General features: G+C 69.8%; 26 protein-coding genes and 1 pseudogene. 17 read left to right on the top strand and 10 right to left on the bottom strand.

The window, feature by feature from the left end; translation table 11 throughout:
- Positions 1-179 precede the first annotated feature (179 nt).
- From JEQ17_RS42950 to JEQ17_RS42925, 6 genes are all read left to right on the top strand, one after another.
- The gene (locus JEQ17_RS42950) at positions 180-1,796 is read left to right on the top strand and encodes a sulfite oxidase (protein WP_200400317.1); all 1,617 of its coding nucleotides are present in this window, start codon (positions 180-182) and stop codon (positions 1,794-1,796) included.
- A gap of 68 nt (positions 1,797-1,864) precedes the next feature.
- Positions 1,865-2,518 (top strand): fasciclin domain-containing protein, encoded by a 654-nt coding sequence (locus tag JEQ17_RS42945; RefSeq protein ID WP_200400316.1) that lies wholly within the window; start codon positions 1,865-1,867, stop codon positions 2,516-2,518.
- A 783-nt stretch (positions 2,519-3,301) separates the two neighbouring features.
- Positions 3,302-3,802, top strand: a complete 501-nt coding sequence (locus tag JEQ17_RS42940; RefSeq protein WP_200400315.1) for an Asp23/Gls24 family envelope stress response protein — start codon at positions 3,302-3,304, stop codon at positions 3,800-3,802.
- A 50-nt stretch (positions 3,803-3,852) separates the two neighbouring features.
- On the top strand, positions 3,853-4,044 hold the full coding sequence (locus JEQ17_RS42935) for a hypothetical protein (protein WP_200402125.1): 192 nt from the start codon (positions 3,853-3,855) through the stop codon (positions 4,042-4,044).
- Positions 4,041-5,048, top strand: a complete 1,008-nt coding sequence (locus tag JEQ17_RS42930) for a DUF6286 domain-containing Asp23/Gls24 family envelope stress response protein (RefSeq protein WP_200400314.1) — start codon at positions 4,041-4,043, stop codon at positions 5,046-5,048. Before JEQ17_RS42935 ends, JEQ17_RS42930 begins: the two co-directional genes overlap by 4 nt.
- Positions 5,048-5,629: an Asp23/Gls24 family envelope stress response protein gene (locus JEQ17_RS42925; RefSeq protein WP_200400313.1), complete on the top strand. Its 582-nt coding sequence runs from the start codon at positions 5,048-5,050 to the stop codon at positions 5,627-5,629. Before JEQ17_RS42930 ends, JEQ17_RS42925 begins: the two co-directional genes overlap by 1 nt.
- A 102-nt stretch (positions 5,630-5,731) precedes the next feature.
- On the opposite strand, the gene JEQ17_RS42920 is transcribed toward JEQ17_RS42925, so the two are convergent.
- On the bottom strand, positions 5,732-6,592 hold the full coding sequence (locus JEQ17_RS42920) for an RNA polymerase sigma factor SigF (protein ID WP_200400312.1): 861 nt from the start codon (positions 6,590-6,592) through the stop codon (positions 5,732-5,734).
- Between the two features lie 242 nt (positions 6,593-6,834).
- Here JEQ17_RS42920 and JEQ17_RS42915 point away from each other — a divergent pair, with 242 nt between their 5' ends.
- Positions 6,835-8,061, top strand: a complete 1,227-nt coding sequence (locus tag JEQ17_RS42915; protein ID WP_200400311.1) for a phospholipase D-like domain-containing protein — start codon at positions 6,835-6,837, stop codon at positions 8,059-8,061.
- A 95-nt stretch (positions 8,062-8,156) separates the two neighbouring features.
- Here JEQ17_RS42915 and JEQ17_RS42910 read toward each other — a convergent pair whose 3' ends face one another.
- Positions 8,157-8,906: an anti-sigma factor gene (locus tag JEQ17_RS42910; RefSeq protein WP_200400310.1), complete on the bottom strand. Its 750-nt coding sequence runs from the start codon at positions 8,904-8,906 to the stop codon at positions 8,157-8,159.
- Positions 8,903-9,486, bottom strand: a pseudogene (locus JEQ17_RS42905) (sigma-70 family RNA polymerase sigma factor). The gene JEQ17_RS42910 and the pseudogene JEQ17_RS42905 overlap by 4 nt, the downstream one beginning before the upstream one ends.
- A gap of 231 nt (positions 9,487-9,717) precedes the next feature.
- Between JEQ17_RS42905 and JEQ17_RS42900 the strand changes: the two are divergent.
- Together JEQ17_RS42900 and JEQ17_RS42895 are read left to right on the top strand one after the other, a co-directional pair.
- Positions 9,718-10,371, top strand: coding sequence for an alpha/beta fold hydrolase (locus JEQ17_RS42900; protein WP_200400309.1), 654 nt, complete (start codon positions 9,718-9,720; stop codon positions 10,369-10,371).
- A gap of 67 nt (positions 10,372-10,438) precedes the next feature.
- The gene (locus JEQ17_RS42895) at positions 10,439-12,466 is read left to right on the top strand and encodes an ATP-binding protein (protein WP_200400308.1); all 2,028 of its coding nucleotides are present in this window, start codon (positions 10,439-10,441) and stop codon (positions 12,464-12,466) included.
- Between the two features lie 88 nt (positions 12,467-12,554).
- Here the strand turns inward: JEQ17_RS42895 and JEQ17_RS42890 are convergent, their stop codons facing one another.
- The gene (locus JEQ17_RS42890; protein ID WP_200400307.1) at positions 12,555-13,262 is read right to left on the bottom strand and encodes a cation transporter; all 708 of its coding nucleotides are present in this window, start codon (positions 13,260-13,262) and stop codon (positions 12,555-12,557) included.
- A complete protein-coding gene (locus tag JEQ17_RS42885; protein WP_200400306.1) occupies positions 13,262-13,597 on the bottom strand; it encodes an ArsR/SmtB family transcription factor in 336 nt (111 codons plus the stop codon). The genes JEQ17_RS42890 and JEQ17_RS42885 overlap by 1 nt, the downstream gene beginning before the upstream one ends.
- A 288-nt stretch (positions 13,598-13,885) precedes the next feature.
- Between JEQ17_RS42885 and JEQ17_RS42880 the strand changes: the two genes are divergently transcribed.
- Together JEQ17_RS42880 and JEQ17_RS42875 are read left to right on the top strand one after the other, a co-directional pair.
- The gene (locus JEQ17_RS42880; protein WP_200400305.1) at positions 13,886-14,704 is read left to right on the top strand and encodes a heavy metal-responsive transcriptional regulator; all 819 of its coding nucleotides are present in this window, start codon (positions 13,886-13,888) and stop codon (positions 14,702-14,704) included.
- Positions 14,705-14,938: 234 nt separating this feature from the next.
- Entirely contained in the window at positions 14,939-15,898 is a 960-nt protein-coding gene (locus tag JEQ17_RS42875; RefSeq protein WP_200402013.1) for an arsenic resistance protein, read from the top strand.
- Between the two features lie 299 nt (positions 15,899-16,197).
- Here the strand turns inward: JEQ17_RS42875 and JEQ17_RS42870 are convergent, their stop codons facing one another.
- A complete protein-coding gene (locus JEQ17_RS42870; RefSeq protein WP_200400304.1) occupies positions 16,198-17,175 on the bottom strand; it encodes a Ppx/GppA phosphatase family protein in 978 nt (325 codons plus the stop codon).
- 82 nt (positions 17,176-17,257) lie between these two features.
- The gene (locus JEQ17_RS42865; protein WP_200400303.1) at positions 17,258-17,650 is read right to left on the bottom strand and encodes an alpha/beta fold hydrolase; all 393 of its coding nucleotides are present in this window, start codon (positions 17,648-17,650) and stop codon (positions 17,258-17,260) included.
- A gap of 107 nt (positions 17,651-17,757) precedes the next feature.
- Here JEQ17_RS42865 and JEQ17_RS42860 point away from each other — a divergent pair, with 107 nt between their 5' ends.
- Together JEQ17_RS42860 and JEQ17_RS42855 are read left to right on the top strand one after the other, a co-directional pair.
- A complete protein-coding gene (locus tag JEQ17_RS42860; RefSeq protein ID WP_200400302.1) occupies positions 17,758-18,651 on the top strand; it encodes a helix-turn-helix transcriptional regulator in 894 nt (297 codons plus the stop codon).
- A 95-nt stretch (positions 18,652-18,746) separates the two neighbouring features.
- The gene (locus JEQ17_RS42855; RefSeq protein WP_200400301.1) at positions 18,747-19,544 is read left to right on the top strand and encodes an SDR family NAD(P)-dependent oxidoreductase; all 798 of its coding nucleotides are present in this window, start codon (positions 18,747-18,749) and stop codon (positions 19,542-19,544) included.
- A gap of 84 nt (positions 19,545-19,628) precedes the next feature.
- On the opposite strand, the gene JEQ17_RS42850 is transcribed toward JEQ17_RS42855, so the two are convergent.
- A complete protein-coding gene (locus JEQ17_RS42850) occupies positions 19,629-20,087 on the bottom strand; it encodes an Lrp/AsnC family transcriptional regulator (RefSeq protein ID WP_200400300.1) in 459 nt (152 codons plus the stop codon).
- Positions 20,088-20,149: 62 nt separating this feature from the next.
- Here JEQ17_RS42850 and JEQ17_RS42845 point away from each other — a divergent pair, with 62 nt between their 5' ends.
- Genes JEQ17_RS42845 through JEQ17_RS42835 form a run of 3 tightly spaced genes read left to right on the top strand, consistent with a single transcriptional unit; the run spans position 20,150 to position 22,054 of the window.
- Positions 20,150-20,884 carry an AzlC family ABC transporter permease gene (locus JEQ17_RS42845; RefSeq protein WP_200400299.1) on the top strand — a complete coding sequence of 245 codons (735 nt, stop codon included), beginning with the start codon at positions 20,150-20,152 and terminating at the stop codon, positions 20,882-20,884.
- On the top strand, positions 20,877-21,206 hold the full coding sequence (locus tag JEQ17_RS42840) for a branched-chain amino acid transporter permease (RefSeq protein WP_200400298.1): 330 nt from the start codon (positions 20,877-20,879) through the stop codon (positions 21,204-21,206). The genes JEQ17_RS42845 and JEQ17_RS42840 overlap by 8 nt, the downstream gene beginning before the upstream one ends.
- Before the next feature lie 53 nt (positions 21,207-21,259).
- Positions 21,260-22,054, top strand: coding sequence for a thioesterase family protein (locus tag JEQ17_RS42835; protein ID WP_200400297.1), 795 nt, complete (start codon positions 21,260-21,262; stop codon positions 22,052-22,054).
- Between the two features lie 75 nt (positions 22,055-22,129).
- On the opposite strand, the gene JEQ17_RS42830 is transcribed toward JEQ17_RS42835, so the two are convergent.
- Together JEQ17_RS42830 and JEQ17_RS42825 are read right to left on the bottom strand one after the other, a co-directional pair.
- Entirely contained in the window at positions 22,130-22,783 is a 654-nt protein-coding gene (locus tag JEQ17_RS42830; RefSeq protein ID WP_234048577.1) for a hypothetical protein, read from the bottom strand.
- Between the two features lie 181 nt (positions 22,784-22,964).
- Positions 22,965-23,549, bottom strand: a complete 585-nt coding sequence (locus tag JEQ17_RS42825; protein WP_325176310.1) for a hypothetical protein — start codon at positions 23,547-23,549, stop codon at positions 22,965-22,967.
- 468 nt (positions 23,550-24,017) lie between these two features.
- Between JEQ17_RS42825 and JEQ17_RS42820 the strand changes: the two genes are divergently transcribed.
- Positions 24,018-25,223, top strand: coding sequence for a glycosyltransferase (locus JEQ17_RS42820; RefSeq protein WP_200400295.1), 1,206 nt, complete (start codon positions 24,018-24,020; stop codon positions 25,221-25,223).
- The last annotated feature ends 312 nt before the right edge of the window (positions 25,224-25,535 follow it).

Below are 25,535 nucleotides of genomic sequence, written 5' to 3'. Positions count from 1 at the left end.
GACGAGGAGCTCATCTCCGGCCCGGTGCACATGGGCGGGAGAGAGGCGGAGCCGAGGCAAAAGTCGACGAGCGTATTCATGAATCCGTTGCGGTGACGCCTGCGGATTGGTCTCAGAAAAAGCTTCCTCCGATCGAGTGATCGACCAATCCGCCAGGCCCTCGGGGCCGGATTCCCCACGTGACAGACGACGAGAAGAAGCCGCGAATTCCCCGCAACTGGCTGCGGCTGATTCTGGGGTCATTCAGTGGCGCTCTCGCGGGATTCGCGGCACTCGCTGTCGCCGAACTCGTGTCGGCATGGGTGCGCCCGCAGTCCGGTCCCGTCATCGCGGTCGGGGGCGCGGCGATCGACCGTACGCCCGCCGGTGTGAAGGACTGGGCGATCCGGAATTTCGGCACCAACGACAAGCTGGTTCTTCAGCTGGGGATCCTCGCCGTACTGGCCCTGTTCGCACTGGCGTTGGGACTTGTCGCGCTGCGGTACCGGCGAACCGGGGCGGCAGGCGTCCTGGTGTTCGGGATCGTCGGGGCTGCCGCGGCCACCAGCCGGCCCGACTCGACCGGTCTCACCGACGCGCTGCCCTCGGCCGTGGGCGCGGCCGTCGGAGCCGTGGTCCTGTTCCTGCTCGTCGGCCACCTCACGCTTCCCACCTCCAAGCCGAGTCCGAGCAGCAGTGAGGAGGGGGACTCGGTCCGCGCTGCCGGGTGGGACCGTCGCGGTTTCGTCATCGCCGCGACCGCTGCTGCCGCCGCGTCAGCCGGGGCCGGCGCACTGGGAAGGTCCCTGACCGGTTCACGCGGTCAGGACGCGATCACCTCGCGCAGGAACGTCGCCCTGCCGACCCCTGCCTCTCCCGCTCCCTCCGTACCCAAGGGGGCCCAGCTCCGGATCCCCGGAATCAGTGCCTTCACTACGCCGAACAACGACTTCTACCGCGTGGACACCGCGCTCGTGGTGCCCAAGGTGAACGCCACGACCTGGCAACTGCGCATCCACGGAAAGGGAGTCACCCGGCCGGTCACTCTCTCCTTCGACGACCTGCTCCAACGGGAGCTGATCGAGCGCGACATCACCCTCACATGCGTGTCCAACGAGGTCGGCGGTCCCTACGTGGGCAACGCCCGCTGGATCGGCGTACGCCTTGCGGACCTGCTCGCCGAGTGCGGGGTGAAGCCTCCTTCCCGGGGCGGCCCGGCCGACCAGTTGGTGGCCCGCTCGGTGGACGGCATGACGATCGGCAGCCCGGTCGACGACGTCATGGACGGTCGCGACGCCCTCCTCGCCGTCGGAATGAACGGACAGCCCCTCCCCTTCGAGCACGGCTTCCCGGTCCGCATGCTCGTGCCCGGCCTCTACGGCTATGTCTCGGCCTGCAAATGGATCAAGGACATCGAACTCACCACGTTCGACGCCTACGACTCCTACTGGGTCAAACGCAAATGGGCCCGCAAGGCGCCGATCAAGACCCAGTCCCGGATCGACACGCCCAAGCCGTTCGCCCGCCCCGAGGCCGGCACGGTCATGGTCGGCGGAGTCGCCTGGGCGCAGCACCGCGGCATCGACAAGGTCGAGATCCGCGTCGACGACGGCCCCTGGCAGGAGGCCCGGCTCGCGGCCGAGGACTCGCGTGACACCTGGCGCCAGTGGTCCTTTCCCTGGCAGGCGAGCAAGGGCGGCCACACCCTCACGGTGCGCGCCACCGACCGCACCGGCGCCGTCCAGACCGAGAAGCGTGCCCGCACCATCCCCGACGGGGCGAGCGGCCGGCACTCGGTCGTCGTCACCGTCGGATAACCCCTCAGCCACTTCCCTACCCCCGTATGAACGCGGCTTCGGCCGTGTCAACCAACAGGAGAAGCACCATGAACACCCGTATCCGTCGTGTCGCCGTGGCCGTGGCCGCAGCCGCCGTCCTCCCCCTCGCCCTGACCGCCTGTTCCGACGACAGCAGCGACTCCGCGAAGTCGGACTCCTCCAGCAAGGCGTCGGCGTCGGCGGCCGACGAAGGCATGGACAGCCCCGGTGCTGCCTCCACGACGGACGAGCCGTTCGGCCCGGCCTGCTCGTCGGTGCCGGCCGACGGTACCGGTTCCTTCGACGGCATGGCCAAGGACCCCGTGGCCACCGCCGCCTCCAACAACCCGGCCCTGTCCACACTCGTGACGGCAGTCAAGAAGGCCGGCCTGGTCGACACCCTCAACAACGCCCAGAACATCACCGTGTTCGCACCGACCAACGACGCCTTCGCAAAGATCCCCAAGGCCGACCTCGACAAGGTGCTCAACGACAAGGCACAACTGACGAAGATCCTCACCTACCACGTGGTGGGCCAGAAACTCGCCCCCAAGGACCTCGAGAACGGTTCCTTCGACACACTGGAGAAGTCGAAGCTCACCACATCCGGCTCCGACGAGTCCTACACCGTCAACGACTCCGCCAAGGTCGTCTGCGGCAACGTCAAGACCGCCAACGCCAACGTCTACATCATCGACAGCGTCCTGATGCCCAGCAGCTGACGGGAATCTGGCTTCCTGTGACGGGGAGAAAGAAGCAGGGCCGGGGCGATCCGCCCCGGCCCCGCATCCGCTGCGGAGACGACGACCCTCAACAGGGCCAAGGTGAGGTGGCATGTCCGCGCAGTTCCGCATCCGAGTACTCGCCACGTCTGGCGCACGGTTGTGGTGTGCCGCGGCGGGACGTCTCACCGTGCGCACCAGCGGTGCCCTGCGCCACGAACTCACCGAGAGGTGCTTCGGAGCGTCCGCCGTCGTTCTGGATGTCCGCGAGATCCAACTCCCCACGGACGGTGCCCTCCTGCCGCCGCTGTGGCCGGACGGGCCTGGCACGATCCACGTGCTGGCCACGACCGATCCTCCGCTCCCGCATTCCCCCCGATGCCCGTGTCCACTGGCACACAGACCTGGACACGGCCTGGCATGCGTGGTCCGGCCCGGCCTCATGAACAGGTGTCGCCGGCGGTGGCTTGCCCTGAACTGCCGTCCCGTTCGGGGGAATCACACAGAACTCGGCAGCAATTCGCTTCTTCACTTGAACAATTCCCGCGGAATCCATTTGTGGACGCGCCACGCGGCGACGCGCCTTTTCACGCAACTCTTCACACAACGAATCGCTGCGCGTCCGGCATCCACGATTTTCACGCCTGCCGTGTTGAGGCGTCGGCCGGGGACCCGTGTGTGAGCGGCTGGAGAAATTTTCCGGGCATCGGCGTCACAGACGTGGCCGGGGCGGGTCTGACGGAGTGAGAGCAGCTCACCGGTCCACAGGAAGAAGGACATGCCATGACCACGCAGACCGCGCCGACCGGCAAGGACGTATCCGTCTCGCAGGGCGGCAAGTCGACACAGACGACGACAGCCGTGACCAATGGTGTCACCGGGGCCGACCAGCCCGCCCCGGACCGCGGCAGGACCTCGATCGCCGATGTCGTCGTCGTGAAGGTGGCGGGCATCGCGGCCCGGGAGATCCCGGGGGTGTACGACATGGGCGGCGGCCTGTCGCGCACCATCGGCGCCGTGCGCGACCGGGTCCCGGGCGGCCGGCCGAACGTCGGGCGCGGCGTCAAGGTCGAGGTCGGCGAGCGGCAGACAGCCATCGATCTCGACCTGGTGGTGGAGTACGGCGTCCCGATCGCCGACGTGGCCCGCGATGTGCGGGAGAACGTGATCTCCGCGGTGGAGCGCATCACCGGGCTGGACGTGGTGGAGGTGAACGTCACCATCAACGACGTACACCTGCCCGACGACGACACCGACGCGGCGACGGACTCCCGCGTGGAGTGAGCGCACGGCCGCGCACAAGAGGGTCGACAGCCGGTGAAAGGGAACGGGACATGGCACAGAGCAGGGCGTTCGTCGGGATGATCGCCGGGATGGCGCTGGCCTTCGCGGGACACTTCGGGGGCTTCGGAGCGTTCCTGCTTGTGGCCGCCCTGGGCGGTGTGGGGTGGGCGGCTGGCCACTGGTTCGACGGCGGCGGCAGCGTCCAGGACGTACGCGACGCCTACGAGCGGAGCCGCCGATGACCGTGGCAGCCGCCCAGCGGGGCACAACGACCGTCTCGGACAAGGCGGTACGCAAGATCGCCGAACGGGTGGCCGCCGAAGCCGTGTCGGTGTCGGTTCCGGGCGCAGGAGCCGCCAAGGGTTCGGCCACCGTGCGCGGGCGCCGGGCGGATGTCGCGGTCGATGTGGCGCTGCGCTACCCGACACCACTGCCCGGCGCGGTCCGGGCACTTCAGAAGCATGTCACCGACCGCACACACCGGTTGACCGGTCTCGACATCGCCGCGGTGCGCATCGCCGTCACCGCTCTGATCCCCGTACCTGCCGCGGCGAAGTCCGTGGCGCCGCGCAACCACTCCGCCCCGGCGAGCGCGGAGCCGGTAGTCGTTTCGCGGACGCCGCTGCGGTGGTGGTCGCGGCGCCGACTGCCGATGGGGCTCCTCACCCTGGCGGCCGCGGTGGCCTGCGGCGCCCTGGCGTTCGACCTGATTCTGGTGCACACCGCTCACCGCCCGGCAGCGCTCTGGCGCACCCACACCTTGAACTGGCTGTCGGGACACGGCCCCGGCGAGCCGTCCGTGGTCATCGGCGCCGGCGTGCTCGCCGTTCTCGGCCTCCTGATGATCGCCCTGGCCCTCACTCCCGGACGTCGTGGGCTGCTCACGCTCGCCTCGCCCTCTCCGCGCCTGCGGGCGGCCGTGGACCGTGGGGCGGTCGCGGTCCTGGTCCGCGACGCCGTGGGTGACACCCAGGGCATCGGTCGCGTGCGGGTTCGGGTGCGACGGCGCACCGTCGCTGTCCGGGCCCGACTGGCCTTCGGCGACCGGGCAGTCGCTCGGCGGCGAGTGGAGAGCGCGGCCGGCCGGGCACTGGAGGGCTGCGGCCTGCTCCGAGTGCCGCGGTTGCGCGTCCGTGTCCGGCCCGAGGCCGCCTGGGATCCCGAGACGGAAGAGGGTGGTGGAGGGGTGGGACACCCCGTCGCAGTCACTGCCGACGGCAGGGCTCTCGAAGGAGCGAACCGCTGATGCCACATCCCCGCATGGTCATCAACCGGGCCGTCCTGGCCGTCGTCGGCCTGGTGTTTCTCGCCGGCGGCGTCTGGCTCGCCGTCACCCACGCGTCGTGGGCGCCGCGCCTGCCGGGGTGGTGGCCCACTACCGGACCCCACACCGCACTCATCGACGCGAAGGAACTCGCCGCGGTCCGCACGCAGGGGTGGTGGACACCCACGATCACGGCGGGCTCGATCGCCGCGACCGTCCTGCTCGCCCTCTGGTGCGCCCGGCAACTGCGCAGCGGCTTCCGACCGCTCATGGCTCTGCCCACCCCCGGCACCGCCCTGCGGACCAGGGCCCTGGAGGACGCCATGACCCGGCAGGCGGTCGCGATCGATGGCGTCGCCCGCTGCCGCACCCGCGTACTGACACGGCCAGGACATCTGCGCGTACGCCTACACGTATGGCTTCAGCCGACCGTCGCCCCTGCCGACGTCCTGCCCGCAGTCACCGCACTCACCGACCACACGGAGACAGCTCTCGCCCCCTCGGACGTCCGCACGCTCGTACGCTTCAGCACGCGCTCGCACCCCAGGCCGCACCTCCGCTGAAAGCACCCGGCGAGAGTGATCGGCAGGGCGATTCAATGCCCTGCCGATCAGCCGTACCGGCATCCGGAGTTGGACGTGCGGCACCGGCTCGGTGGCGACGGGTCAGGCCGGGAGCAGGCCCTTGCGGAGCTTGGTGAGGGTGCGGGAGAGCAGGCGGGATATGTGCATCTGCGACAGCTGCAGTTCGCTGCCGATCTCCGCCTGGGTCATCTCCTGGCCGAAGCGCATCTCGATGATGGCGCGCTCCCGCTCGTCGAGCTGCTGCAGCAGAGGGCCGAGCGCGTGCAGGTCTTCGAACAGGTCCAGCGCCGGATCGACTTCGCCCAGGGTGTCCGTGTACTTCTGCCCGCTGTCGCCGGTTTCGTCGTCGCCGCCCGGGGTGTCGATGGAGCCGGCGACATAGCCGTTGGCGGCCACGAGGCCCTCGACGACCTCGTCCTCGGTCAGGCCGAGGTGGGCGGCGAGTTCCTTCACCGTGGGGGTGCGGTTGAGCGTGGTGGCGAGGGCTTCCTTGCTCTTCGCGAGTTCGACGCGCAGTTCCTGCAGGCGCCTGGGGACGTGCACGGCCCAGGTGGTGTCGCGGAAGAAGCGCTTGATCTCGCCGACGATGTAGGGGATCGCGAAGGAGGTGAACTCGACCTCGCGTGACAGGTCGAACCGGTCGATGGCCTTGATCAGGCCGATGGTGCCGACCTGGACGATGTCCTCCATGTCCCCGCTGCCCCTGTTGCGGAAGCGGCGGGCCGCGAAGGTCACCAGGGAGAGGTTCATCTCGATGAGCGTGTTGCGGGCGTACTGGTACTCGCGGGTGCCCTCCTCCAGGACCTGAAGCCGGTCCAGGAACAGCCGGGACAGTACGCGTGCGTCCTTGGGGGCGACCTTTCCGCCGTCCTCGATCCAGGGCAGGTCATCGGCCTCGTCGACTGCTTCGGTGGTGACGGCAGTGGTTGCGCGGGCGCTCATGGATGTCACGATGCCGCCTTGTGTGGAAAGCAGGGTGATTGTCTCCTGCCCGCTCCGGCAGTACGCATGTCTGCGAGGGTCCGCTCATCGTGTCCGAGTCCGAAATCGCACGGTACGGACGCCGGGTTCCCGCTGCCCGCGTCTCGGGGGGTGATGAGTGGGTACATTCTGTGCGCTGCGTCCCGCGCCGGTCCGGGCAGCGCGGCTCGTCTGTCTCCTGTGAGTGCCGGCCAGGTGACGCCATGGCCAGTAGCACGCGGGACCAGCCCGAGCAGACCGTCCCCGGCTCCGACACTGAGTCACTGGCGAAGACCCAGGAGCGCGTCACGCGGATACGGCGCCGCCTTGAGCGGCTGATCGGTATCGCGGCGACCGAGGGCAACACGCTGACCGCTCTGCGCAACGGAGACGAGATCTTCCCGGCGATGCTGGCGGCCGTCCGGTCCGCCGAGTACACCGTGGACATGATGACCTTCGTGTACTGGAGGGGAGACATCGCCCGCGAGTTCGCGCGGGCGCTGGCCGAACGGGCCAGGGCGGGTGTACGGGTGCGGCTGCTGCTCGACGGCTTCGGCAGTCGGCTGATCGAGAAGGACCTGCTGGAGGAAATGAAGGAGACAGGTGTGCAAGTGGCCTGGTTCCGCAAGCCCCTGGCCCTGTCACCGTTCAAACAGAACCACCGCTGTCACCGCAAGGTCCTCGTCGTGGACGAGCAGACGGCGTTCACCGGCGGGGTCGGCATCGCCGAGGAGTGGTGCGGCGACGCGCGCAACGAGCACGAATGGCGCGACACCCACGTCGAGGTCCGCGGGCCGGCCGTGAACGGTGTGGCTGCCGCCTTCGCGCAGAACTGGGCCGAGTGCCACGACGAACTCTTCGACGACTGCGACCGGTTCGTCCCGCACAGTCCGCAGGGTGGCGCGGTGGTGCAGGTGGTGCGCGGGTCGGCCAGCTTCGGCTGGCAGGACATGCAGACCCTGCTCCGGGTCGTGCTGGAGTCCGCCGAAGACCGCTTCCGGCTGGCCACCGCCTACTTCTCACCCGACGTCTACTTCATCGACCTGCTGTGCGCGACGGCCCGGCGGGGGGTCGAGGTGGAGATCCTGCTGCCCGGCCCTCACACCGACAAGAGGGTCTGCCAACTGGCCGGCCAGCACCACTACGAGAACCTCATCGCCTGTGGCGTGAAGATCTACCAGTACCAGCCGACGATGCTGCACACCAAGGTCATCACCGTCGACGGCGTCGCCGCCCTGGTCGGCTCCACCAACTTCAACCGCCGCTCCCTCGACCACGACGAGGAGATAATGCTCGCCGCGCTGGACCAGGAGTTCACGGCCATTCTCGACAGCCATTTCGACAACGATCTCAAGGCCGCCACGCTGATCCGTGAGGGACGCTGGAAGCGACGTTCCGTACTGCAGCGGGCGCGCGAGGTCGCCGTCATGCCCATCCGCCGATTCTTGTAGCACCGCCTCAGCACCGAGGGCCGCCCAAGTGACGACGTAGCCTGCCGACCTTCTTCTCGGGCTTCTCGGGCTTCTCGGGCGGATAAAACTCAAGCTCAGGTGGGGAGGTTCATCTGGGTGAGTGGGGTGGTGGTGGGTTGTGGGGATCCGCCGGTGGGTTCGAGGGTGATGCCCATGCCGGTGGCGTCGTGGAGACCGTCCATCAGGACGGACTGGTTGCTGCGGGTGGGGTCCATGAGTCCGGCGGGGCGCATGGTGCCGTGGGTGTTGAACCAGAGTTGGTAGACCTTGCCCGGGGGTGGGTCGGTCATGGCGGTGACGGCGAGGACGGCTTTGTCCTGGTGGTCGGAGACGGTGAGGGTGCCGGTGGCCCCGCCGGGCAGGGTGGTGGCGCGGGTTTTGGCGTCGGGTGCGGCGAGGACGGCGGCGATCCGGTCTGTCTGCTGTTGGGACTGCCGGGCCTGTTGGAGGGCATCCTCGGCACGCTGGTGCTGCCATGCCGCGGTGGTGCCGAGGGCGGCGGCCGCGGCCAGGGAGGCTGCCAGCGCCCAGCGTGGCAGGAGGCGTCCGCGCCGGGCCGTGCGGGCTGTCTTGGGCAGGAGGGGCCGGCGGGGTGTGTCCTGGCGGACGGTGGTGATCTGGTGGAGTACCTGTGCGCGCAGTGCGGGGCGGGGGGTGAGGGAGACGGCCAGGGCCAGGCGGGTGGCGGTGGCACTCAGTTCGGCGGTCTCCTGGGTGCAGGGTTCGCAGGCGGCGAGGTGGCGTCGGAATTCTTCGCGTTCGTCGTGGGTGAGGGCGTGCAGGGCGTAGGCGCCGGTGAGGGTGTGCGGGTCGGCGGTGGTCATGCGGTGACTCCCAGGCAGTCGCGCAGGCGGATGAGTCCGTCGCGCAGGCGGGTTTTCACGGTGCCCAGTGGGAGGGTGAGGGCTTCGGCGACCTGGCGGTAGGTCAGTCCCCGGTAGTAGGCGAGCACGACGGCCTGGCGCTGGATGTCGGTGAGGGTGCGCAGGCAGCGTCGGACCTGTTCGCGTTCGAGGCGGGTTTCCACCTGTTCGGCCACTTCGTCGTAGTCGGGGTGTGGTCCAGCAGGGCGGCCTTGTGGTCGCGGGCGGATGCGGCTTCTGCCGAGCGGACCCGGTCGACCGCTCTGCGGTGGGCGAGGGTGAGGATCCAGTTGATGGCCGTGCCGCGGTCGGGGCGGTAGCGGGGGGCGGTGCGCCACACTTCCACGAGGACTTCCTGGGCGACTTCCTCGGACTGTGCCTGGTCGCGCAGGACGGCGCGTACGACGCCCAGGACCGGGCCGGCCACGCGGTCGTAGACGGGGGCGAAGGCTGCTTCCTCGCCCAGGGCGACCCGGCCCAGCAGTTCCTGCAGGTCCGGCTCCAGGGACGGGTTTGTGCCGATGTGCACGGCTTCTTTCACGGTGGTCCTTCGTGGTCGGGACATCTCCGGACGTAATCCGATCCCCACACGGCCACGGATTGGTCCCACCCCCCATGAAAACGCAGGTGAAACCCCACAGCACGAGCAGGAGGGTCATGGGAGAGGACGAACCGGCGTGCTACCGGCCGACCAAACCTTCCGCCGGTCGGCAACGAATGATCAGTGAACGGACCTCCGCGGAGACGGCCACATGATGGGTGAGGGGCACGGATGACGGTTCACGGGCACCAGGCCGCAAGGGCAGGTGCGCGCGCCGCGCTGGTGCCGCGCCGCTCTCCTCCCGCGGCGCGTGCCGCCATCCTGTTCCTGCACGGCGGCACGGCCGACAGCCGGGCTCCGTCCCGGCCGTGGCAGTTGGCAGCCGTACGGATGAAACCGTTCGTACGGGCCGTGGCCGCGGCGCTGCCGGACGACGGGGTCTTCCTGGGAGAGGTGCGCTACCGCGTGCGCGGCTGGAACGGCGCTGACGCCGATGCCCTGCGGGACGTCCGGCGGGCACTCGCGGAGCTCACGCGCCTCGTCGGAGATGTCCCGGTGATCCTCGTGGGCCACTCGATGGGAGGTCGCGCGGCCCTGCGCGCCGCGGACGCGCCTCAGGTCCGGGCCGTGCTGGCACTGGCGCCCTGGTGTCCGGACGACGAGCCGGTGACCCACCTGCGGGACAAGGACGTCACAGTGATCCACGGAGACCGTGACCGCGTCACCGACCCGCACGACTCGGTGGCGTTCGTTCACCGGGCCCGCGCGGCCGGGGCCCGTGCCGATGTCCTCCTCGTGCCGGGCGGCGACCACGCGATGCTCCACCGCAGCGCGAACTGGCACCGGATCGCGGCCTCGACCGCCGTCGGGCTGCTGCCGCTCTGACCGCCCTTCACTCCGACGGGTGAACGGGCACCCGTCTCGCGCCGGTGAAGAGGCAAGACTGTCCTCCGTGTTGAGCAACCTCCCTGACATCTCCGACGAGTTCATCGGGCGCAAGTCCGAACTGGCTCACCTCTCCGACGCGTTGATGCGGGAGGGCCTTGTCACACTCATCGGGGTGGGCGGTGTCGGCAAGAGCCGGCTGGCTCTGCACGCCGTGCACGCGGCTCTCAGGAACCAGCGTCGCAAGGCGATCTGGGTGGAACTGTGGCCCCTGCGGGACGACCGTCTCCTGATCGCGACGGTGGCTGACGCCGCCGGCTTCGCCGACCACACGGCGACCCTGCCGCTGGATGCCCTCTGCGAGTGGCTGGCGGACACGGACGCCGTACTCGTGCTCGACTCCTGCGAACACCTGCTGAGTTCCTGCCGTCACCTGGCCGCCCATCTGGTCATGACCTGCCCCTCCCTGACCGTGCTGGCGACCAGCCGCGAACCACTGGAGATGCCCGGCGAACACCTCGTCACCGTCGAACCACTGCCCACCGCGACCGACGCCGTCGAGTTGCTGCGCCGCCGTGCGTCCACCGCTGGAGCATCGTTGACGGACCCGAAGGATCGAGCGACAGCGGCCCGCCTGTGCCGGTGGCTGGAAGGGATCCCGCTGTCCCTGGAACTGGTTGCCGGGCACCTTGGGCAGCGGACGCTCCGCGAGGTCGAGAACACTCTGTGGTCACGGCTGGACCTCGAAGCCGAGGGAGAGGTCACCGGGCCGTCGCGCCACCGGGCGATCCGCACCACCATCGGGTGGAGCCATGAGCTGTGCGAACCGTCGGAGCGGCTGCTGTGGGCGCGGCTGTCCGTCTTCCGCGGCACGGTGGACATCGACACGGTCCATGCCGTGTGCGGCGGAGGTCCACTGCACGAGACGGCCGTGGAGGCAGCGCTGTCGGGCCTGGTGGCGAAGTCCGTCGTGTCCCGCGGCGCGGGCGGCTACCGGATGCTGGACACAGTGCGCGACTACGGACACATGTGGCTGGACGAGACCGGCGAGGCCTCAAGCATGGCCGACCGCCACGCCGAGCACTTCCTGGGTCTCGCCCGCAGCGCGAACCGGGACTGGCTCGGCCCTCGGCAGGCATCCTGGTACCACGCGATCCGCCGCGCCCACCCCGATCTGTGCGCCGCCCTCGACCGCTCCCTCGCCACACACCCCCGGGCCGCCCTCGAGATGAGCGGGCTGCTCGGCTTCTTCTGGAGCTGCTGCGGACGCCTCCGCGAGGTCGCCCACTACGTGCAGGCCTCCCTGGACGCCGACGTGGAGTCCGGTGCCTCGCGTGCCCGGGCCCGGTGGGCCCTGGGCGTGGCGCGCGTGCTGCGGGGAGAGTACGAGGCCGCGGGCACGCTGGCGGCGTCCAGTCACGCGGAGGCGTCGGCCCGGCAGGACGTCGAGGGCATGCTGCGGGCTGCCTACCTGGAGGGCCTGATCTACCTCCTGCAGGGCCGTCCGATGACCGCCCGCTGGCTGGCCGACCGCGAACTGGACCGCGCGGGACATACCGCGCCTGCCTCGCAGGGCCGGTTCATGTGCCGGCTCGTCCGTGTCTTCGCGCTCACGGCGGAGGGGCAGCTGAGCATCGCCCGCCGCGAGGCCGGGGAACTGTACGACGACTGCGTGGCGATCGGCGAGTGGTGGACCCGCTCCTACGCCGCCTATCAACTGGCCCTGATCGCCCTGTTCGAGGACCGCACCCAGGACGCCACCGCGCACGCCATGCGCATGCTGCAAGGCAAGCAGCACCTCGGAGACAGCTTCGGCATCGCCCTCGGCCTCGACCTGCTGGCATCGATCCTCGCCGCCCAGGGCGCAGGAGAACAGGCCGTCACGGCACTGGGCGCCGGCGAGACGTACTGGGGCACCGTCGGCCACCCTCAACGCGGCACCCCCGAAATGAAGCACGTACGCGACCAGCTCGAACAGACGACTCGCCACCTTCTCGGCGACGACAGATACGACGAGGCCCTCCGCCGAGCGGCACGCCAGGACCCCGACCTGATCCTGCACGAGCTCCTGAACGGAACCGGCCCGAACGGGTGAGGAACAGCGTGAGGTACGCGGGGTGCCGCTTCCGCTCATGAAGTCGACCGAGCAGCCGGTCAGTTGCGGCGGGCGGGCCCCACCCGGTTCAGCAGCAGTCGCATCCCGGTCGGCACCCGCACCCATCCGCTGCCTGCTCTTGAGTGGGGACCGGGGCTGCCGGTGTCGCGCAACAGCCCTTGCCCTGCCAGGCGTCGCGGCCTTCCTTGACCGCGATGGCGGCGATGACGAGTGCGGCGACGGGGTCGGCCCAGGACCAGCCGAGGGTGGCGTTGGCCACCAGGCCGACCAGCAGGACGGCGGACAGGTACGTGCACAGCAGGGTCTGCTTGGAGTCCGCGACCGCGCTGGCGGAACCGAGTTCGCGTCCGGCCGTGCGCTGGGCGGCGGACAGGAACGGCATGACGGCCAGCGACAGGGCGGCGATGACGATGCCGGGGATGGAGCGTTCAGCTTCGCCGGTGCCGGCCAATGCGCGGACAGCGTCGAAGGTGATGTACGCGGCGAGCGTGAAGAACGACACCGCGATGATCCGCAGCGTTGTCCTCTCCCGTGCCTCGCGGACCGTGTGCTCACGGGCGGAGAACTGCCAGGCGACCGCGGCGGCCGAGGAGACCTCGATGACCGAGTCGAGGCCGAAGCCGATCAGTGCGGTGGAGGAGGCGATCGTTCCGGCGGTGATCGCGACGATCGCCTCGACGACGTTGTAGGTGATCGTCGCGGCGACCAACAGGCGTATGCGGCGCGCGAGTGCGTCACGGCGGGCCGGCGACGGCCCGAGGGATATCGAGGTCATCAACAGCAGCCCCGCGTCTCGGCGTCCGGGCAGGTCTTGTCGGCCTCGACCGCGACCACGGCGTTGCGCAGGTGGTCGAGGGCATGACCGAGACGTTCGTCGGCCAGCTCGTAGCGGGTGCGGCGGCCGACGGGGATGGCGATCACCAGACCGCAGTCCCGCAGGCACGCCAGGTGGTTCGACAGCCTCGTACGGGAGATGCCGAGGGCGTCGGCGAGATCGGAAGGGTGGGCCGGGGCCTCGCGCAGCGCGAGCAGCAGCCGGCAGCGGATCGGGTCTGCGAGCGCACGGCCGAATCGGGCCAGCACCTCGATGTCGGAGGCAATAGTCAGCACATCTTGAAGATACACCTCATCATGAATTCAGGAAATCATGAACCATCGAGTTCAGTTGCGACACCCAAGGCCCACCTCCGGCCCGGCGGCCCTGCGCAGGGCCGCCGACGAGGCCCACCACCAACGATGCCGAGCTGCTGGGCGTACTGGCATGGGAACCGCTCGGCGGTGAGCTCGTCCACCAGCGCTCGATGCTCCCGGACGCCTGAGCGCTCCGCCGAGCGCTACCGCCGTCCCACGTCAGAGGGCTTGACCTTCGAGTCGGGTCGAAGGTCTACCGTCGGGGGCATGGGCACCTATCGGATCTCGCAGCTGGCGGAACGCTGCGGTGTTCCCGCCACCACGCTGCGTTTCTACGAGGACGCCGGGCTGCTGCCGGCCGGGCGGACCCCTTCGGGTTACCGCGTCTACGGCGAGGACGCCGTCGAGCGCCTGGGTTTCATCTCCTCGGCCAAGCTCCTGGGCCTGGCCCTGGAGGAGATCCGCGAGCTCCTGGACGTCCGGGAGGAGGGGGTGTGCGCGGCGGTCCGTGGGCGGATGGTGCCGCTGGTCGCGGGCCGCATCGCGGAGACCGAGGGCCGGATCGCCGACTTGTCGGCATTCTCCGCACATCTTGCCGCCGTTCACGCCGACTTGTCGGGTCCGGCTCCGGAGGGCGGGTGCGGGCCGGACTGTGGCTGCCCCACTGTCCCGGCCGCCGCCGGACCGGCCACCACCGGACCGGTGCCGGTAACGCTGTCGCGGTTCCGGCCCGCCGCGCCGGAACCGGCACCGGAAGCGGCACCGGAATCAGCGGCCGAATCCTGGCGGGAGGCTCCGGTGGACTGCACTCTGGACGGCCCCGAGTTGGAGGGTCGCAAGCAGGAGTGGCGTCAGCTGGTGGAGCAGGCCATCACACTCCACGAGATCCCCGACGGCCTGCGGCTCACGTTCCCGGCCACCGTGGAGCTGGCCGGGCGGGTCGCGGCCCTGGCAGCGGCCGAACAGAGCTGCTGCTCGTTCTTCGACTTCACCCTGCACCTGGATCCCGCCGCGCTGGAACTGACCGTGCGCACCCCCGAAGCCGCGGCACCGCTGCTGACCGACCTGTTCGGAGCGACCGCATGAACCACCCCGCTTCTCCCCGACGCCGGGCAGCCGCCTGCGACACGGGAGCGGGCCCGGTCGACCTCGGCGTGCCCACCGTCGGCACGGCTTGGGCTGAGCACGTGCACTGACCTGGGGCGGAGGTCGTCGGCCGGGCCTGTGAGGATGACGGAAGCGGACCGCCGCCAGGGGCGGGCCGGTACGGAGCAGGGGAGCAGTCGGGTGTCGCGGGAACCGTCGGGTCCGGTCGAGCGGATGGAACACCACCAGATCGCGGTGTACCTCGGCGCGATGGCGCTGGGCGCCCTGGTGGGCTGGGCGGCGCCGTCGGCCGGGCCCGGCTTGGAGTACGCCATCAATCCGGTGCTCGGCGCTCTGCTGTTCGTCACCTTCCTCCAGGTCCCGGCCGCCGAGCTCCTCCGTTCCCTGCGCGACGGACGGTTCCTGTCGGCCGCGCTGGTGGTGAACTTCGTGGTGGTGCCGCTGGTCGTCGCCGCGATGTTCACCTTCCTGCCCGCCGACCAGGCCGTACGGATCGGTGTCCTGCTGGTGCTGCTGTGCCCGTGTGTGGACTACGTGATCGTCTTCTCCGGCCTGGCCGGGGGTTCCGGCCGTCGGCTGCTGGCCGCCACCCCGCTGCTGCTGGTCGCGCAGATGATCCTGCTGCCCGGGTTCCTGTACGTCTTCATGGGCTCGGAGCTGGCCGACATCGTCGAGGTCGACCCGTTCGTCGAGGCGTTCCTCGTGCTGATCGTCATCCCGCTGGCGCTGGCGTGGACCTTGCAGACGTGGGCGGCCCGCCGGCCGGCCGGGCAGAGTGTCGCCGACGCCGCGAGCACTGCGATGGTCCCGCTGATGGCCGCCACCCTGCTGGTCGTGGTGGCCTCCCAGGTCCCCAAGCTCGGCGGCAGCCTCGCCGATGTCGCGGCCGTCATCCCGTTCTACGTGGTGTTCCTGATCGTGATGGCGTACGCCGGGAAGGCCGTCGCCCGCCTGTTCCGCCTCGACGCCCCCGCCTCCCGGGCCGTCGTCTTCACCGGCGCGACCCGCAACTCCCTGGTCGTCCTGCCCCTGGCCCTGGCCCTGCCCGATGCCCTGTCGGTGGCCGCGGTGGTCGTGGTCACCCAGACCCTGGTCGAGGTCCTCGGCATGATCGCGTACGTCCGCCTCGTCCCCCGTCTCGTCCCGGCCGACCGAATCACCGTCTCCGGCTGACCCGTCCTGCCACCGTGCCACCAGCTCGAGCGGGAGGTGCCGGAGCGGCGGCGCGCGGTGATTACGCTCGCGATGCCGCTGCGGGACCCGGCCGAGGGAGGTGCCGGGATTCGCCCCGGAGATCGGCACCTCCCTGCGGGACGTGAGCGACCACCTCACGCAGGCGGCGGAACGCATCACGCGCTTCGCCGAGTTGCGTTCCGCCGCGACGACTGGCTGTGAGGCCTCCCGCTCTCATGGGCGAAGACCCTGGAACCGTAGAAGCCCCGCCTTCGCGGCCAGCCGCGTCGGTCCGGCGGTCAGCCGACGAGAGGGAGGTCGTGCCCGGGTTCTGCCGGGACCACGCCGAGGTGCTCAAGGAGAAGGCCCTCCCTGGTCGACCACGGGGAGATGCCGATGCTCTCGGCCTCGCACGCCGTGAGGAGTGCCTCGGCGACGAGAGCGCCGGCCAGGGCCTGCCCCGCGCGGTGCCGGGAGATGCCCGGCAGTCGGGTCCGACGGGCGGGATCCGCTCCGGCCAGCACCGGGATCCACCGCCGCAACTGGGACAGCGTCAACTGCCGCCCGGCATGCGCTCTTCTGCGCCTGGACGAAGTGCCGGCCAGGCGGGCGAGTTGCTCGAAGGTCTTGGAGCAGGCGACGACGCTCCCGTCCCGTGCGGCCACCGGCAGGCCGGGGGCCGTACTCAGGGCATGGCCGAGGAACTCCCGGACCTCCTCCAGACGTGCCGCGGACGGAACGGTGCCGCCCGGAAGCCAGTCCCGGGTGATGCGCCGCGCGCCCAACGGCAGCGAGAGCACACTGCGAGGACGCGCTCCACGGCCCGAGGCGATCTCCACGGTGCCGCCACCGATGTCCAGCATCAGCAGCGGGCCGCTCCCGGAACCCGTCCACTGCCGGGCCGCCACATAGGCCAGGCGTGCCTCCTCCTCACCGGGCAGGACCAGCAGCCGCGTACCGGTGGCACGGGCCACCTGCGCGATCACCTGTTCCCGATTGGGCGCGTCCCGGATGACCGAGGTCGCGAAGGGGAACACGGTCGGCGGGCGGCGGACCCGGACGGCGGCCATCGCTTCGGCCACGGCGTGCTGCACGCTGGTGATCCCGACCTTGCGCAGGCGGCCTCTGCCGTCGAGCTCCTCGTGCAGCCGTAGCCGGGTCTTGTACGAGAAGACCGGCTCCAGTCCCGCACCCGGGCGCCACCGGACCACTGTCAGCAGTGCGCTGTGGCAACCGACGTCCAGTACCGCGGCCTGCTCCGGCCTTCCCCGCCCCATCCTGCCGTCTCCCCCGTTTCCGCCCGCTCGATCATGTCCGGTCGGCAACGACCGCTGCGGCTGCCTGCGGGAAAGCACACGCTCACACGACCCTAACCCGAGCCGCACACGCGCCGAGCTGCTGCCGATGCATCGTTGATCCCCGAGAACCGCCCCTCTGCGGACGGAAGCGGACTGCACCGGACGGCAAGGAGTTCGACTCCGTACGCGCCGACGATGTTCCGGAGACCCCGGCCATCGTCCCCTTGTCGTAGCCGTCGCGGGGCTTGGCCGACGCGCCGGCACCGCGGCAGTCGGGGGCGATGACCTGGTGGCCGGCCGCGGCGAGAGGTGCGAGGACCTGCGCCAGGCGTGCCGGGTCTGCGGGGCTCCATGGCGTCTTCTCCGGCCGCTCTTCGGCGACGGCGGCGGGCCGAGCGAGGGTGTCGGCGAACTGTCCGACGTCGCCGCGGTGGCCGCCCGACCGGTCGGACACCTGACAAAGCCGCAGGCAGTGCTGTGGCGGGGGACACTCCTGACCGGGAAAGACCTGCCCCCCTTCGTCGGTGGATCCGCACCCCGACCGGGGGAACACTGGCAGGCATGGCGAAGAAAGCCGAAGAGCTCAAAGAGTTTTTGCGCACCCGGCGTGACGCCGTCCGGCCCTCGCAGGCCGGGCTGGCCAACCATCCGGGCCGCCGCGTCCCGGGCCTGCGTCGCGAGGAGGTCGCGCAGTTGGCCGGCGTCAGCGTGGACTACTACACACGCCTCGAACAGGGACGGCTCACCAGCGCCTCGGAAGGCGTCATCCTGTCCATCGCCGAGGCGCTGCGGCTGACCCAGGCCGAGACCCAGTACCTGCGCGACCTGCTCCGCCCTCAGCCCCGGCAGGCGGTGAGGGAGCCTGCGCCGCGCCAGGAGGTACGCCCCGACCTGCTGCGCATTCTCGACGGCATGCACGACCAGCCCGCCTTCGTCCTCGGTCGCCGCAACGAGGTCCTGGCCTCCAACGCTCTCCTGGACGCCCTCCTGACCCCGTTCGGCCAACGCGCCGCCGACGACCGCAACCTGCTGCGCTGGCTGCTTCTGGATCCTGCCGCCCGTGACCTCTACCTCGACTGGGCGAAGGTCACGTCCGAAGTCGTAGGCGTCCTGCGCGCCGAAGCGGGCCGCTACCCCCACGATGCGCTGACCGCCCGCTTCGTCGACGAACTCAAGGCCGCGAGCCCCGAGTTCCGCACCTGGTGGGCCGAGCGCACTGTCGTCGAACGCACCTGGGGCACGAAACGGTTCAACCACCCCACGGTGGGCCGTCTCGATATCACCTACGAGGCCCTCACCCTCCCCGGCGACCCGGATCAAGTGCTGTTCATCTACGCCGGGAAATCCGACGCCGACCTCGACAAGCTCCGCATCCTCGCCAGTTGGAGCACCCACCGGACAGACCAGAACCCGGCCGACACCCCGCCTCCCGGACGCCCCGGCTCACGCCCGTAGGACCAGCCCGGCTCGTACGGACGGCGGTCGGCCCCTGGCCATCGACCACCAGGCGCCCGCCGGCGCCGACCGTCCCCCACCCCAAGGAGCACCTCATGAACGGGACCCCCACCGAGCGTCCGCTGGCGCTGGTGACCGGAGCCTCCTCCGGCATCGGCTACGAACTCGCCCTGCTGTTCGCCATCAACGGCTTCGACCTGGTGGCCACCGGCCGCAGTGAGAAGACCGATCAGGCAGCCGCCGACCTCGCCCGGCACGGCGTCGACGTCATTCCCGTACGCGCCGACCTCGCCCAGGCCGACGGCGTGGAAACCGTATGGCAAGCGGTGGAGAAGACCGGACGCCCCCTCGACGCGGCAGTCCTGAACGCCGGACGCAGCATCGGCGGCGCCTTCCTCGACACCGACCTCGACGACGAACTCGGCCTGATCGAACTCAACGTCACCTCCGTCGTCCACCTGGCCAAGCACGTCGCCCGCCACATGGCCGCCAACCGGCAGGGCCGCATCCTCATCACCTCATCCCTCTCGGCCACCCTGCCCACTCCCTACGAGACCGTCTACGGACCCTCCCGCGCCTTCACCCGCATGTTCGCCCTCGGCCTGCGCGAAGAACTCAAGGAACACGGCGTCAGCGTCACCACCCTCATGCCCGGCGCCACCGACAGCGACTTCCACGCCCGTGCCGGCATGAACAACACCGCCTTCGGCTCCGGTATGAAGAAGAACAGCCGCAAGGACGTCGCACGCCAGGGATTCCTGGCCCTGATGGACGGACGGGCCGAAGTCGTCGGAGGCGACGCCGCCACCCGGCGCACCGCCGTCAAACACCGCTTCATGCCAGAAACGCTCAAGGCGTCACGCCACGCCCGCATGGCCAAACCGCGGGCCTGATCCGCCTCACTCCGACGCCCTGCAACCGCGGCACGATCACGACGGAAGATCGATGGGTCTTCCTTCGTGCTCACCGACGCGGGTTCAGTCCTCCGCTTTGATCTTCTTCATGGTGAGGTGAGAGGTGAGGCGCAGGACGGCGGGCAGGCCACTGAGCTTGCTGGTGAGGAAGGTTTCGTAGGCGGCGTGATCGGCGACTGCGACGCGAATGAAGTAGTCGGGGCGGCCATACATGCGGCGGAACTCGATGACCTCCTCGTACGAGGAGACGGTCGTCTCGAACTCCTCGAAACTCCTGCGGTCCTGGGCGGAGATCTCGACGTCGACGAGGACCTCCAGTCCGCGCCCCATGGCCGCGGGGTCGATGACGGCCCGATAGCCGGCGATGACACCCGCCTCCTCCAGCCGCTTGACCCGGCGCAGGCACGGTGGCGGCGTCAGGCCGACCCGCTTGGCGAGCTCAACGTTGGCGAGCCGACCGTCCTGGCGCATGTGAAACAAGATTTCACGATCGGTCGCATCGAGGCTCACTTCATTGCTCATGAGTAGATCATAGGGTCACAACACGCAACCATATGAGTCGCGATTCCTTCTAAAATGTCCGTATGCGAATACGCCCTGTCGCCGTCGTGGTGCCGCCCCAGCCGACCAGAGCGCCGTCCGATGTCCTTGTCGCGCTCCGCGACTCCGCCTCCGTCGGCCTGGGGTTCGTTCCGCTCGGGCTCGCCTTCGGGGCACTCTGCGTGCATTCCGGTCTGGACTGGTGGTGGGCGGGCCTGTCCGCCGCGCTCGCCTTCGGCGGCTCGTTCGAGTTCCTGCTGATCGGACTGGTTGTCGCGGCGGCGCCGCTGGCGTCGATCGCGCTCGCGGCCTTCATGGTGAACGTCCGGCACGTCTTCTACGCGCTGTCGTTCCCCCTGCACCGGATATCGGGCCGCCTCGGCAGGACGTACAGCACCTTCGCGCTCTGCGACGAGGCGTACGCACTGGCCAGCGGCGAGCAGGCCCGCTCCTGGTCCGGTCGACGCATCCTGCGTGTCCAGTTCCTCCTGCACCTGTACTGGGCCGGGAGCGCGACCGCGGGAGCCCTCCTCGGCTCCCTCATTCCGGCCGGCGTCACCGGCCTGGACTTCGCCCTGACCGCCCTGTTCACCGTCCTGGCGCTCGACGCCGTCCACGATCTCCGCGGGGACCTGCCCACTCCACTCCTCGCCCTGCTGAGCGCCTTGGCGGCCCGGCTGCTAGTCCCGGGCCAGATGCTGCCGGCCGCCTTCGCCCTGTTCACCGCCGGACTCCTGATCCGTCACCTGACGAGGAGCGGGAAGCCGAGCCATGCCTGACACCGCCTACGCCGTCGCAGCGATCGGCGTTGCCGCCGCCGTCACCTGGGTGCTGCGCGCCCTGCCGTTCGCCGCGCTCGCCCCGCTGCGCGCCAGCAGCACCGTGCAGTACCTCAGCGCCCGCATGCCGGCCGGCGTCATGATCATCCTCGTCGTGTACTGCCTGCACGACCTCCCGGTGACCGAGGCACGCGCCGCGGCACCCCTCGTCGCACTCGCCACCACCATCGGCCTGCACCTGTGGCGCCGCAACGCCCTGCTCAGCATCCTCGGCGGCACCACCGTCCACGTCGTCCTGGCCGGCACCCTCTTCAGCCACTAGGCACCCGCGGGCAGGTCAACACCCATGCAACCCGATCCAAGGAGACAGATCCCGTGACCACCGGCGTCATCGCGCGCGAGAGCTACTACGAGCGGACGGGCGAGCACACCTACAAACCCACAGCTCACGCGGGTGGCGCCTGGCAGACCGACGAACAGCACTTCAGCCCGCTCGCGGGGCTTGTCGTCCACGCGATCGAACGACAACTCGCCGAGCGCCCCGGGAATCCGACGCTCGCAAGGATCAGTTACGACATCCTCGGCCGCCTCGCCCTCGACGAGTGCGAGATAGCCGTTGAGACCGTTCGTCCCGGCCGGACCATCGAACTCCTCGAAGCGACCGTGGTCATCGCCGGCCGCCCGGTCGTCCGTGCCCGCGCCTGGCTGTTGGCGTCCCTGGACACATCGCCCGTGGCCGACAGCCCCCACGAGCGGCTCCCCCTCCCCGAAGAGCTCAGCCCCTGGGCGATGAACGAGGCGTGGAACGGGGGCTATGTCTCGTCCATCGACGTTCGCCGGACGACTCCGCCCCGCAAGGGCCGCGCGACGGCCTGGGTGTCCTCGCTCGTCGACCTCGTCGCTGACGAGCCGAGCACCGCCCTCGCCTCGTACATCGCGCTCGTCGACACCGCCAACGGCATCGCCGTGCAGCAGGACCCCGCCGCGTGGATGTTCCCCAACCTGGACCTGACGATCCACCTGCACCGGCAGCCACACGGGCCGTGGACCGGCCTGGACACCACCGTCACCTTCGGCCCGACCGGACAGGGGCTCACGAGCAGCGTCCTGCACGACCTCGACGGCCCCGTCGGCCACGCCGTACAGATCCTCACTGTCCGCCCCTTGTAGACGGGGGCCAAGGGCTGTCCGTAACTGCTGAGGGGTGGGTGACAGTAGCTGCTGAGGGGTGGGTGACAGCCGGGCTCAGACTGCGTCGCGGTCCGCTGCGGCCGCCCAGCGACGGATGCGCTGGTCGGGATGCGCCTGGGCGGATGCGAGTGTGCTCTCAAGCAGGTTGTGCAGGCGTGGCGGGTATGCCGCGCGGGAGGTGGGCAGGTCCAGCAGGACACGGTGGCTCATCCGCAGATCGGTGGCCTCGGCGAACACCCGCATCGAGGCCTCCAGCCAGGCGTCCTTGATGTCCTGCGACTCGTCCAGCGCGGGATCACGTACCCCACCGGGTCCGTACGCCGGGGACCGGTCCGCGCGCAAAGGCACATGGGCGCAGTACCAGGCCCGCACGGCACCCGCTCGCTCGGCGTCCGTGCCGATCCGTAGGTAGTCGACCAGTGCTGCCATCACGCGGCGGCGTCCGAATGCGTAGACCGCCGGCTCGACGAACCAGCGGCAGAAGCTGGGATCCGGGTCGTACACGGCTGCCGCCATCAACGGGGCGAACAACTCCTCGGGCAGACTCGCACGTTCGAGCAGTGGCTTGCGCACCGCATGGGCGAGGAGGCGGGCACGCCGGTCGTCCGGCTTCATGACGACGTCTTCGACACCCAGCAGCCGAGCCACCTCCGTCGCGCACTGCAGGAATGAACCCGGTTCCATGCCGCTCTGTTCGTCTTCGGCCACGACAGCATTCTGGACCTGCCACGTCGGCAGGCACAGCGCCTTTGGCCGCCGCCCCTTGCACGGAAGGGCTCACCGCGGCGGGATCGTCTTACGTGAGGGCGTACCCAACACCTGGACGAACGCCCGGCCCAGGGGAAGCCCGTACGCCACACCGTGCGCCAACTCGTCGGCGCACAGGAAGTCAGCCCGAGGGGGTGTTGTAATTGACGATCCCCTCCACCATGAGAGCGACCGCACCGGCCAACGGGTTGGTCGCTCCCAGGCCCACCACGTCGGGCAGCTTGTGCGCCTCCCTCTCGGTGACGGCCACCATGCCCCAGAACGCGTTGAAGCCCGAGGGATCCGCCGGCTTGTCGGTGGCCGCCCCCACGATCAGGACGCCGCCCTCCTCGGCCACCGCCAACGCGCCCATCTGCCGCAGCGTGTCGTGATCCCGCTCCTCGGCGGCCACTACGCTCCAGCCCGCCACCTCCACCTGCCGCAAGGCGTCAAGGAGCTTGCCCGGCGTGTCCGACCCCGCGACAACGATGTCAGGCAGTACGAGGGCCACCGGCCCCTGTGTCATCGGCAGGGCGGACCGGATCGCCCCGTCGAGACCGGGCCCGAACGATTCGTCCTGGTAGACGAAGACCATCTGGAAGGTGTCGGCATAGCGAGCGAGATAGCTCACCGTGTCCAGCTTGTGTGTTCCGAACACGACGACCAGGCGCACATTGAGTCCGCTCTTGGCGAGTTCGACGACGGCTTCCAGGCTGCGGTCCAGCACGGTGACCCCAGGAGCCAGACAGTGCAACTCCTTCGGGTAGGGCGCACCGAAACGGGTTGCGTCTCCGGCGCAGGGCAGGATGACCGAAACATCGGGTAAGGGTGTGGACGAACTCTGCATCGCGTGGCACTCCGGTTGTGTGGACGATGGGGGATCTTGCACACCTCGCCGAGCACAGACTGCCCAGAGCCGGCCGACGCCGAACCTCCGGCCCCACACGCACCGTGGCCACCGAGAGATCTGTTCCCGGCAACTCCCGAACGCACAAGTCTGCCGCCAGACAAGCGAGTTGACCGACGCGACCAAGCGCGATGACACGAGGCAATCGCCGCCTGCCCCGGCCGACACTCGCCCTACACTGCTGCCGATCATGCCTGACGACCGACGCATCACCGCCGCCGGCCATCACCCCGAGCCCGGACGGAAACGACACAAGCGCGGGGAAGACTCGACGAAAGAGGACGCTGAATGCGGGTGTTGTTGTCCACATACGGGACACGTGGCGACGTCGAACCGCTGGTGGCACTGGCGGTGCGGCTGCGGGCGCTCGGCGCGGCGGTGAGGATGTGCGCCCCGCCGGACGAGGAATTCGCCAAGCGGCTCGCGGGTATCGGAGTGCAGCCGGTGCCGGTCGGGCCACCCGTCAGGGAGTTGATGCGTGGCAAGATCCTGCCCTCGGCAACGGACCTGGCCCGCTACAGGAACGAGTTGGTCGAGACGCAGTTCGACACCTTCCCCGCGGCGTTCGACGGATGTGACGTGGTGGTGGCGGCAGGTCTGGGGCAGGTCGCCGCGCGATCCGTGGCCGAGGCCGCGGGTATCCCCTACGTGTACGTGAGCTACGCGGCGGTCCACCTGCCGTCGCCGCACCACGCGCCACCGCCGCGGCCGGGCTGGCCGAAGCCTGAGGTCGCCGACAACCTGACACTGTGGGAGTTGGACGCCCAGAACGTCAACGCGCAGTTCGGCGAGGCACTCAACGGTCACCGGACCGCCCTCGGTCTGCCGCCGGTGGACAACGTCCGCGATCACATCCTCACCGACTGTCCGTGGTTGGCGGCGGACCCGGTCCTGGGATCATGGCAGGAGACCCCCGGCCTCGACGTCGTACAGACCGGCGCATGGACCCTCGCGGACGAACGGCCCCTCCCGGCGGATTTGGTGAGGTTCCTGGACGCGGGCACCCCGCCGGTCTATGTGGGCTTCGGCAGTATGTCCCCGGCCGAAGGCATCGGGGGCATGGCCGTCGAGGCGATCCGCGCACAGGGGCAGCGCGTGCTCGTGTCCCGCGGTTGGGCCGACCTGGAGCTCGTCGACGACGGGGACGACTGTTTCGCCATCGGCGAGGTCAGCCATCAGACCCTGTTCGCCAGGGTGGCCGCTGTGGTCCACCACGGTGGCGCGGGCACGACGCTGACGGCGGCCCGGGCGGGCGCGCCGCAAGTGGTGATACCTCTCCAGCTGTCGGACAACCCGTACTGGGCCGGCCGTGTGGCGGCACTGGACCTCGGTGCGGCCCTCGATGCTCCGACCACGACCGTCGGCTCTCTGGGCATGGGGCTCAAGACCGCCCTCTCACCTGAAACCCGGGCTCGTGCGCAGTCCTTGGCAAGCCGGCTCCGCGCCGACGGAGCGGAGGTGGCCGCGCGCCGGTTGGTCGACGGGACGCGGTGAACGACGCGGGCCCGTAGGACCGGTCCCGCGGCACCGGCGCCTCATGCGGTCCACTTTCTTCAGGCAAAACCCTTAATGTCGCATGCCGAGCGCAAACAGCTTTCCGTCACCGAATGGATGTGGCGTTGGTCACCGTTGACCACCCGATCCGAGCACATTTAGCATCAACGGAAATGTGCCACCGCACGGGTGGTCGAACAAACAGAAGCGTCCGCAATCACCACTCTGCATGCACCTCACGCAATTTGACGGAGTTTTGATGGACAGATGGCGATTTCCATGAGCTTGCGCGAGACTCCGCCGAGTCCGTGA

Source organism: Streptomyces liliifuscus (genome assembly GCF_016598615.1).
GTDB classification, from domain to species: domain Bacteria; phylum Actinomycetota; class Actinomycetes; order Streptomycetales; family Streptomycetaceae; genus Streptomyces; species Streptomyces liliifuscus.
The sequence above is the reverse complement of the archived record's forward strand: the minus strand, read 5'-3'. Positions and strand labels throughout refer to the sequence as shown.